Source organism: Microlunatus speluncae, assembly GCF_009299835.1.
GTDB classification, from domain to species: Bacteria; Actinomycetota; Actinomycetes; order Propionibacteriales; family Propionibacteriaceae; genus Microlunatus; species Microlunatus speluncae.
On the sequence record NZ_VKCZ01000005.1, the window covers coordinates 58,606 to 70,639 of the forward strand.

The 12,034-nt window shown below is 71.3% G+C and carries 14 protein-coding genes; 4 read left to right on the forward strand and 10 right to left on the reverse strand.

From position 1 onward, the window contains the following. The first annotated feature begins 4 nt into the window (after nt 1–4). Nucleotides 5–862 (forward strand): rhomboid family intramembrane serine protease, encoded by an 858-nt coding sequence (locus FNH24_RS08000; RefSeq protein WP_152361639.1) that lies wholly within the window; start codon nt 5–7, stop codon nt 860–862. Nucleotides 863–1,050: 188 nt separating this feature from the next. Here the strand turns inward: FNH24_RS08000 and FNH24_RS08005 are convergent, their stop codons facing one another. Together FNH24_RS08005 and FNH24_RS08010 are read right to left on the reverse strand one after the other, a co-directional pair. Beyond that, nucleotides 1,051–1,551 (reverse strand): hypothetical protein, encoded by a 501-nt coding sequence (locus FNH24_RS08005; RefSeq protein WP_152361640.1) that lies wholly within the window; start codon nt 1,549–1,551, stop codon nt 1,051–1,053. Between the two features lie 3 nt (nt 1,552–1,554). Continuing rightward, complete coding sequence (locus tag FNH24_RS08010) at nt 1,555–1,833, reverse strand: Lrp/AsnC family transcriptional regulator (protein WP_152361641.1); 279 nt, start codon at nt 1,831–1,833, stop codon at nt 1,555–1,557. A 168-nt stretch (nt 1,834–2,001) separates the two neighbouring features. Between FNH24_RS08010 and FNH24_RS08015 the strand changes: the two genes are divergently transcribed. Further along, nucleotides 2,002–2,763: a TetR/AcrR family transcriptional regulator gene (locus tag FNH24_RS08015; RefSeq protein ID WP_152361642.1), complete on the forward strand. Its 762-nt coding sequence runs from the start codon at nt 2,002–2,004 to the stop codon at nt 2,761–2,763. Nucleotides 2,764–2,839: 76 nt separating this feature from the next. Continuing rightward, entirely contained in the window at nt 2,840–3,313 is a 474-nt protein-coding gene (locus tag FNH24_RS08020; RefSeq protein ID WP_152361643.1) for a DUF1990 domain-containing protein, read from the forward strand. Between the two features lie 271 nt (nt 3,314–3,584). Here the strand turns inward: FNH24_RS08020 and FNH24_RS08025 are convergent, their stop codons facing one another. The 7 genes from FNH24_RS08025 to FNH24_RS31925 all read right to left on the reverse strand — a co-directional run bounded on the left by FNH24_RS08025 (nt 3,585) and on the right by FNH24_RS31925 (nt 9,214). Further along, complete coding sequence (locus FNH24_RS08025; protein ID WP_152361644.1) at nt 3,585–5,324, reverse strand: DEDD exonuclease domain-containing protein; 1,740 nt, start codon at nt 5,322–5,324, stop codon at nt 3,585–3,587. Nucleotides 5,325–5,437: 113 nt separating this feature from the next. Further along, complete coding sequence (locus FNH24_RS31380; protein ID WP_343031727.1) at nt 5,438–5,947, reverse strand: Type 1 glutamine amidotransferase-like domain-containing protein; 510 nt, start codon at nt 5,945–5,947, stop codon at nt 5,438–5,440. After that, the gene (locus FNH24_RS31385; RefSeq protein WP_161606045.1) at nt 5,908–6,105 is read right to left on the reverse strand and encodes a hypothetical protein; all 198 of its coding nucleotides are present in this window, start codon (nt 6,103–6,105) and stop codon (nt 5,908–5,910) included. Before FNH24_RS31385 ends, FNH24_RS31380 begins: the two co-directional genes overlap by 40 nt. Nucleotides 6,106–6,148: 43 nt before the next feature. Continuing rightward, nucleotides 6,149–6,496: a hypothetical protein gene (locus tag FNH24_RS08035; protein WP_152361646.1), complete on the reverse strand. Its 348-nt coding sequence runs from the start codon at nt 6,494–6,496 to the stop codon at nt 6,149–6,151. Further along, nucleotides 6,493–7,296, reverse strand: coding sequence for a DUF4097 family beta strand repeat-containing protein (locus FNH24_RS08040; RefSeq protein ID WP_152361647.1), 804 nt, complete (start codon nt 7,294–7,296; stop codon nt 6,493–6,495). The genes FNH24_RS08035 and FNH24_RS08040 overlap by 4 nt, the downstream gene beginning before the upstream one ends. Further along, a complete protein-coding gene (locus tag FNH24_RS08045; RefSeq protein WP_152361648.1) occupies nt 7,293–7,943 on the reverse strand; it encodes a response regulator transcription factor in 651 nt (216 codons plus the stop codon). Before FNH24_RS08045 ends, FNH24_RS08040 begins: the two co-directional genes overlap by 4 nt. Beyond that, a complete protein-coding gene (locus FNH24_RS31925) occupies nt 7,931–9,214 on the reverse strand; it encodes a sensor histidine kinase (protein WP_217428101.1) in 1,284 nt (427 codons plus the stop codon). Before FNH24_RS31925 ends, FNH24_RS08045 begins: the two co-directional genes overlap by 13 nt. A 154-nt stretch (nt 9,215–9,368) precedes the next feature. On the opposite strand from FNH24_RS31925, the gene FNH24_RS08055 reads away from it, so the two are divergent. Beyond that, a complete protein-coding gene (locus FNH24_RS08055; protein WP_152361649.1) occupies nt 9,369–10,958 on the forward strand; it encodes an MFS transporter in 1,590 nt (529 codons plus the stop codon). Here the strand turns inward: FNH24_RS08055 and FNH24_RS08060 are convergent. Next, nucleotides 10,955–12,031: a LacI family DNA-binding transcriptional regulator gene (locus FNH24_RS08060; protein WP_161606046.1), complete on the reverse strand. Its 1,077-nt coding sequence runs from the start codon at nt 12,029–12,031 to the stop codon at nt 10,955–10,957. The two genes, FNH24_RS08055 and FNH24_RS08060, sit on opposite strands and share 4 nt — an antisense overlap. Nucleotides 12,032–12,034: the final 3 nt, after the last annotated feature.

Consider the following 12,034-nt stretch of genomic DNA (forward strand, 5'->3'; position numbering starts at 1 on the left):
TCAGGTGGCCGGACCCGATTTCACCGCGCCGGCCGATCCGGTCTGCTATCGGCATGACGATCGGCCGACCGGCATCCGCTGCCAGCGGTGCCAGAAGCCGATCTGTGGCGAGTGCATGAACCCGGCCTCGGTCGGTTTCCAGTGTCCTCGTTGTGTTGGGGCGGGGCGGCAGAGCCAGCGGGCGCCGCGCAGCCTCTTCGGGGCACAGTTGCGCTCCGGCCGCGGCATCGTCACCAAGGTGCTGATGGGCATCCTGGTCGCCACGTTCCTGTTGGACATGCCGACCGGCGGGATGGTGTCGGACTGGCTGGCGATGGCCAGCCTGTACGTGGAGCTGGGCGAGTTCTGGCGACTGCTCACCTACGGCCTGATCAACGTCGGGTCGGGCTCGTTCTTCTCCATCCTCGGCCTGGCGATGAATCTGCTGGTGCTCTGGTTCGTCGGGCGGACGCTCGAGTCCGAACTGGGTCCGGTGCGGTTCGCCGCGCTGTATCTCTTGGCCGGGATGGGCGGGGCGACCCTGCTGTTCCTCTTGGCCCCCGTGAACTACGCCTTCGCCGGGTCGTCGGCGGCCCTGGTCGGCTTGCTCGCCGCGAACGCGATCTTCAAGCGCCGGACCGGCGAGGACATCCGGGGCGACATCACCCTGTTGATCTTGCTGCTCGCATTGAACCTGCTGGTCGCGTTCACGACGTTCGGCTGGCTCGGCATGATCGGCGGCATCGTCGTCGGGGCGATCTCCGGCGCCACGATCGCGTACGCACCGCGGGATCGGCGCGGCACCTGGCAGGCGGTCGGGCTGGGTGGGGTCGCGGCCGGCTGCGTCGTCGCGGTCGCGGCCAAGCTCGTCCTGTTCGCCTGATCGGCTCGGTCGAACCCGGCCGGGGCGGTTCGGACTCGCCGCACTCGGACTCGCCGCACCCGGCTGCGACGCGGCCGATCAGGCACGGCGACAGTCGGCAGGCCTTCCCTGGGCCGTAGATCAAGACCCGGGAACCAGGCGCGAGCTCGCGCCCCGCGATCTGGACGGCACTGGTCAGGCTGGGTTGATCAGGCCGCAGGCACGGTCGGGACGTCCATCGGCTGCAGCGGCGGCGTGATCCACAGCAACAGGCAGACGATGACGGTGACGATCAGCGCGATCACGGCGATGGCGGTGATCATCATCAACACCTTGGTCGGCACCCACGGCGCGGGATCGGGGACCGCGTCGTCGTTGGCCGGCGCCGTGAGTTGATCTTGGCCGGTTGCGGGTTCGGCGACGGCCGTGGCGGCGGGCGGCCGCTGCTCCGCCGGCACCGCGAAGCTCTCGGGGGCCGCCCGACGGGGCGCCGGCGATGCCTGGTCCGGCGTGCGGAAACCTTGATCACGCGCCGCCATCGCCCGGTCCGGCGGCGCTTGATCATGCTGCTGGGCTTGATCGGGCGGCCGTGCCTGGTTGTGCGGCGGTACTTGGTTGTGGGCCGCCGGCGTTTCGGCGGGTGCCTGGTCCGGCGTCGGATGCCAGCTCCAGGGGTCCTCCGGCGGGCGTGGCTGCGAAGGGTTGGACATTGATCAGTCGGTGCCCAGCGCGAAGGCGGACTCCAGGTCGTGCTTGGAGTAGCTGCGGAAGGCGATGTGGGTCTCGGTGCTCTGCACCCCGATCACCTTGTTCAGCCGGTCGGCGACCACCTGGGCGACCTGTTCCTGCTCTCGGACCCGGACGATCGCGATCAGGTCGATCTGGCCGGTCACCGAGTAGACCTCGCTGACTCCGTCGAGCGCGGCGATCTCTTCGGCCACCTCGGGGATCCGGGCGACGTCGGCGTTGATGAAGACGATGGCGGTCACCATGCGGGTCAGCCTAGCGGCACCCGGTTCTTCCCCGACCCCAGGCGCACCCCACCCCAGCCGACTTGTCAGAACTGAGTTGTGCCATAGGGCTTCTGGTTTCTGACAAGTCGGCGTTGGTAGACTCAGTCGGGGTTGAGCGGTCGCTCAATTGGGGTTGGGAGGTGCGGGATGGCGGAATCCCGGACCGGGGTGACCCGGGACCGGCTGCTGACCGGGGCGTTGGCCTGCCTGCTGGACCAAGGGATCGCCAAGACCTCGGCCCGGACCATCGCGGCCGCGGCCGGGGTGAACCAGGCCCTGATCTTCTACCACTTCGGCAGTGTGGACGCGCTGCTCGCCGCGGCTTGCCGGCGAGCGGCCGAACAACGAGTGGCGCGCTACCGGGAGCGGCTGGCCGGCGTGACCTCGCTCGCCGGCCTGCTCGATGTCGGCCGCGAGATCCATGCCGCGGAACACGCCGACGGCAACGTCGCGGTGCTGGCTCAGTTGCTCGCCGGCGCCCAGGCCAACCCGCAACTCGGCCCGGCCACGGCCGCTGGACTGCACCTGTGGATCGCCGAGATCGAGGTCGTCCTCGAGCGGGTGGTCACCGGTACGCCGCTCGCCGGCCTGGTCGACCCGCCCGGCCTCGCCCGCGCGGTCGCGGCCTCCTTCATCGGACTCGAGCTCTATGACGGGGTCGACCCGGCCGGCAGCACCCGAGCCTTCACCGCCCTCGACCAACTCGCGGCCCTCGCCGCCCTGATCGACGACCGGAATCCCGTCGTCCGGCGCGCCGTCAGCGCCGCCCTGCGGCATGGAGTGAAGAAAAGCGCCGGTTCGCGTCGGGAAGGCGGGGCGGAGGAGACCTCGAAGCGCCGCCGGCCTTCGCCGGGCGGGGATCCGGCGAAGCGAGCCGCCTCGACTGGACCGTCGGACGTGGACCCGTGATCGAGCCCGATTGCGGTCTGGCCCCAAGTGCCGGTGTCGGCTGCGACCGCTCCGGTCGGTCGTCGGTGGTGGGCCCATGACCCAGCCCGCGGTTGCGGTTTGGCCTTCGGGCGGTGCCGGCTACGAGCGCTCGGAGGTGTCGGCGATCATCGGCTCGGGGGACGACCTGTGGGCGCGAGCCACCCGCGATCTCCTTGACTGGCGGGTCAAGACGGCGAGCGGCTTCACCGTGGACGCCGACGGCCCGGTGGCGCCAGGCGCCCGGATCAAGATCACGGCCCGGGTGCTCGGCATCACGGTCGTCGAGCCGGTCGAGGTCGTGGCGGTGGTCGACGAACCGGATCGGGTCGGGTTCGCCTATCGGACTCTGCCGGGCCATCCGGTCAGCGGCGAGGAGGCGTTCATCCTGCGGCGGGACGACGGTTTGGTCCGGCTCACCATCCGTTCGTTGACCCGGCCGGCGCCACAGCAGCCGTGGCGCTCGCTGTTCCCGCTGCTGCGATTTGCGCAACGCGTCGTTCGTCGGCGCTATCTGCGGGCACTGCGCTGAGATCGCCCGAGTGTCGCGAAACCTCTGCGTACTGGTGAGTAACCGCCGTTCAAGCGCTTAACCCGCTGGAGCGCAGTGATCTCGCGACAGCCGCGATCGAGGCACCCGACCCGCACCGACCGCGTGACCCAGAACCCCACCCCTGCCCACCTGTCAGAACTGAGTTGCCCTATAGCGCAACTCAGTTCTGACAAGTCGGCAGGGGTGGGGGATCCCGACGGCGTAGGGCGGGGCGAGACCGCGGCCGCCACGGCAATCGGCCTGACGCGGGTCAGTTTGCGTCGGTCGCCGGGGCGGATTCCGTGCCGAGGTCGAGGAGGGTGGGCAGGCGCTCGTCGGTGATCACGCCGTGCAGGGGCCAGAACCAGTCGCCGTCGATCTCGATCAGCCGCACGCCGGGCTGCTCCAGCCAGTCGGCGATCCGTTCGGTTTCCTCGATTCCGGCGGCCGGCAGCGGGCCGACCGGCGGCCGGACGGAATCGGCGGTCGTGACGCAGGCCCGGGCCACCGCCTGGGGGACGTCGTACGGCCGGGCCAGGGCGGCGCCGGCCAAGCGGCCGTACCGGATGACGTGGATCTCCCAGTCGGCCTCGACCCGTCGGGCGGCCACGATCTGGGGGCAGTTGGCAATGCTGCCGACGCGGTGATAGCGGCGGCCGGTCCGGATCAGCGTCGCCAACCGGTGCCGGACCGTCGCCGCCTCCTCGTACCGCTGCTGGCTGACCAGCCGGCGCAGCCGATGCTGCAGCGCGGCCACCGCGGGCCGTACGTCATCGGACAGGGCCAGCCGCACGTCGTCGACGATCCGGCCGTAGTCGACGCGGGAGATCGCGCCGTTGCAGGGCGAGCTGCAGCGGCCCAGCTCGGCCAGCGCGCAGGTCGGGGTGGTTTGCGCCAGCGCGATCCGGGTGGCGCACTGCCGGATCGGGAAGCCGTCGTAGAGGGCCAGCATCGCGTCGGTCGCGGCCTGCCGCTGCCGGAACGGCCCGAAGTAGCTGGCCTGGTCGTCACGCACCGTCCGCACCAGCGACAGCCGGGGGAACGGCTCGGTGGTGATCTTGATCCAGTGCTGTCGCTCCGGGAACTTGGACCGCCGGTTGTAGCGCGGCGCGTGGGTAGCGATCAGCCGGAGCTCGCACACCTCGGCCTGCAGGGTGGTGGTGCACTCGACCGCCTCGACCCCGGTGGAGACTCGGACCATCTCGTCCATCCGGCGCCGGGACTCGGCGGCCGTGAAATAGGTGCGGACCCGGCGGCGGATGTTGACCGACTTCCCGACGTAGAGCACCTCGCGGTGATCGTCGTGCTCGGCCACGAACAGGTAGACCCCCGGCGACTCGGGCAGGTCGCTGGCCCAGGACCGCTTCGCCCGGCGGCCGGGCGACACCTTCCGGGTGAACTCGCGCAGGTCCTCGATCGTGTGCACGCCGAGGTTGCCGACCCGCTCGATCAGTGCGTGCAGCACGTCGACCGTGGCCTGGGCGTCGGTCAGTGCCCGGTGGTTGGGCGTGGTCGGGGAGTGGAAGTGCCGGGCCAGCGTGGCCAGCCGGCAGTTCGGCACCTCGTCGGCGAGCAGGATCTGCCGGGCCATCGCGGCCGTGTCCAGCACCGGCCAGCGCGGCAGCGGATATTCCAGCTCGGCGCAGGCCCGGCGCAGGAAGCCGTGATCGAAGCGGGCGTTGTGCGCGACCAGCACGCAACCGTCGGCGAAGGCCAGGAAGGACGGCAGCACCTGGGCCAGCCGTGGGGCGTCGGCGACCATCCGGTTGGTGATCCCGGTCAGCACCGCGATCAGGGCCGGGATCGCCGACCGTGGGTTGACCAGGGTCTGGAACTCGCCCAGCACCTCTCCGCCGCGGACCTTGACCGCGCCGAACTCGGTGATGGAATCCGTGTCCGAGCTGCCCGTCGTCTCCAGGTCGACGATGCAGAACGTGACCGCGGCCAGCGGCGTGCCCAGCTCGTCGAAGGCGGGCTGCACCACCGCCTGAGCCGCCGCCGTCCGAGCCATGGCACCGACGCTAAATCACAGCAGTGACATTCCGCCGCCCAGAAGCGCCGAGCGAGCCCGGGCCGGTCGCGCTCGGACCCGCTGACGGCTGATCACCGCTCGTCAGGCGACTCTCACACGAGCGACCACCGTACGTCCGCGGCCCGCTCGACGGCCCCTTCGTCGGTGATCACGTGCACCGGGTCCGGGCCGACGTTGCGCGCCGTGGCACCGGTCAGGACGACGCCGCTGCGCTCCGGCAGGGCGAGGACCGGGCGACCCGTCCGTCGATGATGATCTTGGGCGGCGCCGAGTTGATCATCGGTGTAGTGGGGGAGGACGTCCATCCCGTGCAGCAGGTCGAGGGCGGTCGTGTCCACCAGCCCGACGTCGTTCGGGTCCGCGGCGAGGGCGATGCCGATGTCGGCCCCGACCAGGATCGCCCCGGCGCTGCCGCCGTACAGGCTGCCGCCGCGACCGAGATGATCACGAAGCGCGGGCAACAGCCGGGCCTCGCGGAGGGTGTGCAGCAGGCTGAAGGTGTTGCCGCCGGGGATCGCCACGATGTCGACCTCCCGCAGGGACGGGTCGTGGTCGTCCGGGGTCAGCCAGACGTCGACGGTGTACGGGCCGAGCGCGGCCAGGGCACCGGTGAGCCACTCGCCGGAGTAGCGCCGCTCCCCGGATCGGACTGGGCGAACGGCCAGACGGCGACCCGGGCACCGGGCGGGAACGCCTCGGCCCAGAGCCGCGCCTCGTCCCGCTCCGAACCGCCGCCGCCGAGATGGATGGGTCCTTGCATCCGACGATCCTGCCCGGATCCGCCGGACGAGGAAAGCACGGGGTCAGGGATCGACGGCGAGCCGGCCGGATCCGCGGCTCACCCCGCCGAGGTAGCTGCCGCCACTGATCCACCAGGGCAAGGCCTCCAGCAGCGGTACGGCCTCCGCCGGAGTCAGCGTCGCGGCCTGCTCGGCGGTGATCCGGCCGCGATACCAGCGGCCCGAGGCCGTGAAGCCCTCGTACTCGACGTGGTAGTCCAGCCAGCTGGCACCGCAGGCCCGGCAGGTGTCCACGGTCACCTCGCCGAAGCGGCCGTTCGTCGGGTCCAGACCGACCGCGGTCGTGGCGAAGCGTCGTGGGTACGCGTCGCAGCAGTCATCGTCGACCGAACCGTCCGCGACCATGATCAACCGCACTCGATGAACGCCGGGCTGCGGCCTCGGATCTTGATCTTCCGTGGCGAGGCGGAATCCACCGGCACGGAGACGACCGTCTCGTCGAGAACGGGATCGATGTCGACGTCGTACGGCACGCAGGCCGCGAGATCGATCATGATCTCGCCGTTGATCGTGGAGGCGACGACCGACAGCGGCTCGGTCAACGCGAGGTCGATGCTGCCGTTCCGGGTGCTGGCGTTCACCCGGGTCGAGGTCGAGTTCTCGACCTGCACCCGTCCGTTGGTGGCGTCGGCCTGGATCGGGCCGGCGGCGCCGGTGATCTCGACGTCACCGTTGCGGGCGGTCAGATCGAGTGCGCCGGAGATCCCGTCGACGGAGATCCGGCCGGCGCGGTTGTTGGCCGTCAGGGCTGTCCCCGAGGGCACTTCGATCTCGATCTCGATGCCGCAGTCGAAGGACTCCCCGCTCGGGCAGTCGGCGTCGATCCGGCTGCCGTCGGCGGCGACGATCACCTGCGGCTGCTGACCGCTGTAGCCGCCGGAGGCGAAGACCCGGAGCCGGTCGGACGGCCCGGACCGGAACTCGAGCTCGATGCCGCTCCGGCCCGTCTCGACCGTCAGCAGCGGCGCCCCCGGTGCCTCGGTGCTGAAGGCGAAATCACGGCTTCCCGGCAGCAGATCCTGGGCGATGATCATCCCCGCGAACACCACCGACAGCACCAGCAACGGCCCGGTGATCAGCAGCATCCGCCGCCGGGCCGGAGTGATCATCGACGGTGGGTTCGGCGGCGGCTCGGTGGCCGTGCTGGTCATCGGCTGACCCCGAGATAGCGCAGCACGGCCAGCACCCGGCGATGCTCACCGCCGGCGGGATTCAGGCCGAGCTTGGTGAAGATGCTCGAGATGTGTTTCTCCACCGCGGCCGGGCCGATCACCAGCAGCTCGGCGATCCCGCCGTTCGACCGGCCTTCGGCCATCGCGGCGATCACCTCCCGTTCCCGCGGTGACAGGGTGGCGATCGGGTCGGCACGCAGGCTCCGCGCCAGCAGTTGCTTGATCACCTCGGGGTCGATCGCGGTGCCGCCGGCGGCGACCCGGTGCACCGACTCGATGAACTCCTCGACCTCGGCCACCCGGTCCTTCAGCAGATAGCCGACGCCCTCGGTCCGGTCGCCGATCAGCTCGGTGGCGTAGCGTTCCTCGACGTACTGCGACAGCACCAGGACCCCGATCTCCGGCCACCGCTGCCTGATCACCAGGGCTGCCCGGAGACCCTCGTCGAGGAAGGTCGGCGGCATCCGTACGTCGACGACGCAGACATCGGGTTGATCTTCGTCCACCACTCGGAGCAGTTGCTCGGCGTCCTCGACCGCCGCCATCACCTCCGCCCCGGAATCGGTCAGCAGGTGCCGCAGCCCCTCCCGGAGGAGGACCGAGTCCTCCGCGATCACGACGCGCATGGCAACTCCGCTCTGATCATGGTCGGCCCGCCCGGTGGGCTGTCGACCTCGAACCGGCCGTCGATTCCCTGCACCCGGCCGGCGAGCCCGGCCAGCCCGCCGCCGGTCGACAGCCGGGCTCCGCCGCGGCCGTTGTCGATCACCTCGACCAGCATCCGGCTGGGGCTGATCCGCGAGATCCGGATCGTGATCTTGGTCGCCGCCGAGTGCTTGGCGGCGTTGGTCAGCGATTCGCTGACCACGAAATAGGCCGCGGACTCGATCGCCGCCGGTGGTCGCCGGTCGCCGAGCAGGTCCGGCGCGACCGAGATCTGCACCGGCATCGGCATCCGGCCGGCCAGCGCCGACAGGGCCGCATCGAGACCGCGATCGGTCAGCACCGGCGGGTGCAGGCCCCGGGTCAGATCACGCAACTCGGTGATCGCGGTCTTGGCGTCGGCGTGGGCCTGGTTCAGCAACCGCATCAGCTCCGGATCGCTCTCCGTGCCGGCGGCCCGCAGTCGCACCTTGGCCCGGCCGATCGCCACCGCGACGGCGATCAGCCGCTGTTGGGCACCGTCGTGCAGATCCCGCTCGATCCGTTGCCGTTCCACCTCGGCCGCGTCGACCACTCGGGCCCGGCTGACCGTCAGTTCCTCGACCCGCTGGGTCAGCGAGGTGCCGCCGAGCAGCCGGCGGGCGACCGCGAGATCGACCTCGATCAGCAGCTTGATGATCAACGGGGTGATCACCAGTCCGAACAGGACCGCGCAGGCGCTGACCACGGCGGCCTTGACGAAGGAGTCCACGACGATCGGGCCGACCGCCGCGGTCCCGGTCGGGAACTGGAACCAGTACGTCGGCAGCAGCGCCAGGGCGATCGGCAGCGCGAACGCGAGCACGACGCCGCCGCCGGTGACGGAGCTCAGCGGCATCCGGGCCAGCCAGTAGCCGAGCTGCCGCCAGGTGTGCCGGTTGCGCAGGTAACCCCAGGCGCCGCGGATGATCGAGGTCCGGGCCGGCGGATCCGGCCGGGCGATCACCGCTCCCGTACCGTCGGCGAGGAATCGGCGCTGGCGATCACCGAGCCGCCACAGCAGCCGGCAGGTGATCACGAACAGCGGGATGCCGATCAGCCCCGGGACGGTGACCAGCGAGACCAGGGTGAGCAGCAGTACGCCGAACCCGAGCAGCCCGGTGAGCCCGTCCAGCCACAGCGTCACCCCGGCGAGCCAGAACGCCGGCGACGCCCAGGCGCGCACCGGGTTGGCGGGGATGACGAGGCGGTCCACCCGGGCAGCGTAGTGAGAGCGGTCCGGGCCGGGACAGCGGGCGGGCCGACGAATCGGGGTCGGGTTTACCCGAGGTTTCGCCGCAGCCCAGGGATCTCGTACACATTTATGATACGTTACGGACCGTAACGAAAAACGCAGGGAGGAGTGCAGCATGAACGCGTCGACGGCCGATCCGGGTCCGGCGAGCCCGGCCCGCGCAGGAGCCCGGGAATGGGCCGGGCTCGCGCTGCTCGTGCTCCCGGTGGTGATGACCGCGATCGACCTGTCGGTGTTGTTCCTGGCCATCCCGCGGATCGTCGCCGACCTGGCCGCGACCGGCACGCAACAGCTGTGGATCCTGCACGGCGGCGAGCTGATCGGTGCCGGGTTGGTGCTGACGATGGGCCGGGTGGTGGACCGGTTCGGGGCGCGGCGACTGCTGGCCATCGGCCTGATCGGGTACGGCCTCGCCTCGCTGCTCGCGTCCCTGGCGCCGACGGTCGAGCTGCTGATCCTGGCCCGGATGCTGATCGGGGCCTCGGCGGTCACCCTGGCGCCGGCGGCGATGGCGTTGGCCCGGCGGATCTTTCCCGACGGCAAGCAGTTCGCGACCGCGGTGGCCGTCCTGATGGCCGCGTTCTCGGCCGGGATGGCGCTCGGTCCGTTGGTTGGCGGCGCGCTGCTCGAGAACTTCTGGTGGGGGGCGGTGTTCCTGGTCAACGTGCCGGTGGCCGCGCTGGTCCTGCTCGGCACCCGCTGGCTGCCGCGGCTGTCCGGCACCGGACTGGGCCGGATCGATGCGGTCAGCGTGCTGTTGTCCCTGCTCGGTCTGGCCGGTGTCGTGTACGGGGGCCAGGAGTTGGCCGCCAGCGGGCTGTCGGTGCCGAATCTGGCCAGCCTCGTCGCCGGCCTGATCCTGTTGGTGCTGTTCGTCCGCCGGCAGCGCCGGATCGACGACCCGCTGCTCGACCTCCGGCTGTTCGCCGCGGCCCCGTTCACCCTCTCCCTGCTGGCGATCCTGATCGTGATCGTGGCCGACGCCGGGGCCGAGCTGCAGTTGGCCCAGCATCTGCAGGTGGTCACCGGGCTGTCCCCGCTGCAGGCCGGGCTGGCCCTCGCCGTGCCCGCCGTGGTCTCGATCGCCGCGACCGCCGGGGCGCCGGCCCTGCTGCGCTGGTGGCGGGCGCCGACCGTGATCACCGTCGGTGCCGCGGTCGCCGTCGGCGGCGCGCTGCTGCTGAGCCGGCTGGCCGGCGGGCCCGACGCCGGGCTGGGGTGGCTGATGCTGGCCGCGTCGCTGGTGGCGCTGGGGATGGCCCCGGTCTTCGGCCTGGCCACCGCGCTGGTGCTGGATCATGCGCCGGCCGACCAGACCGGCAGCGCCCAGGCGACCCAGGACGTCAGCGGCAGCCTCGGTAACACGCTCGGCCTCGCGCTCGGCGGCTCGCTCGCCTTCGCCGTCTATTCGGCCGGTGTGGCCGAGCTCGCGCCGGCCGGGCTGGGCGGCGAGGCGTTGGCTCAGAGCGGCCAGGGCGTCGGGCGCGCCCTGGATGTCGCCGCCGGGCTGCCCGGCCGGGTCGGTGACGGCCTGGCCGAGGCGGCTGTCGCCGCCTTCGCCGCAGCCACCGCCGCGGCCTATCTGCTGGCGGCGGTCGGCTTCGCGATCACCGTGGTGGTCGGGGTGCTGCTGCGCCGGTCGATGCGCGCGGCCACGTCGAGTGAATCGGCGGCCGAGGCCGTGGACTCCGAATCCCGCGCCTAGGCCGGCCGGGTCAGGGTCGCGCCGTCCCGGATGCCGCAGTCCAGCCGGGTCCGCTGGGGCGCCGACTCCGGATCGGCGATCAGCCGGAGCAGCAGCTTGACGGCCTCGGCGCCCATCTCGTACCGGGGAATGCTCATCTCGGTCAGATCCGCGTCCTCGGGCCGGAACTGGGCCCCGCTCAGTCCGATCAGCGACAGGTCCCCGGGGATCGTCACTCCGCGGCGGGCCGCGGCCGCCCGGATTCCGACGGCGGCGATGCTGTTCTCCAGCACCAGGGCGGTGCAGCCGCGTTCGATCGCCGCGGCGACGAAGCCGTCCGGGGTGACGGCGTCGGTCGGTGCGTTGTCGCCGTCGGCCGCCAGCGGCAGGATCGGCGTGTCGGTCTCGCTCAGGCCGTACCGCTGCCGGGCCAGGGCGAATCCGGCTCGGCGGGCCGGGATCGACTCGAGGTGCCGGCCGGCAGCCATCGCGATCCGGCGGTGGCCCAGGGCCACCGCGCGGCCGACCAGTTCGGCGGTGCCCTCGACGTAGTCGGCAGCGACATAGGACAGCTCGACGCCGGGAAATTCCCGCTCCCCGACGAACACGAACGGATAGCCCTCGCCGGCCAGCCGGGTGATCTCCTCGGAGCTCTCGTTGGTGCCGAGCAGCAGCCCGCCGTCGGCGAGCCGGAGATGATTGACGCCGCCGGCGTAGATCGATCGGCGCTGCTCGGCGTTCTTGGCGCCGGTGACCAGCAACAGGTGGTATTCGGCCTGGTCAGCCGCCTCTTCGATGCCGACCAGAAACTCGTGGTAGAAGTTCTGCGACCCCATCGGAAACATGGCCTCGTAGGTGAACACACCGATCAGCCGGTTGCTGCCGCGGGCCAGGTTGCGGGCCGCGATGTCGGGGATGTAGCCGAGCTCGCGGACCGAGGCCAGCACCCGTTCCCGGGTGGCGTCGCTGACCCGGATCGAGCCGTAGTCGCGCGCGTTGATCACCGACGAGACGATCCCCGACGACACGCCGGCATGGCGGGCGACATCGGCCTGCGACACCCGCCGCGGCCCGGTTCGCGCCTTTCGCGCCACCTT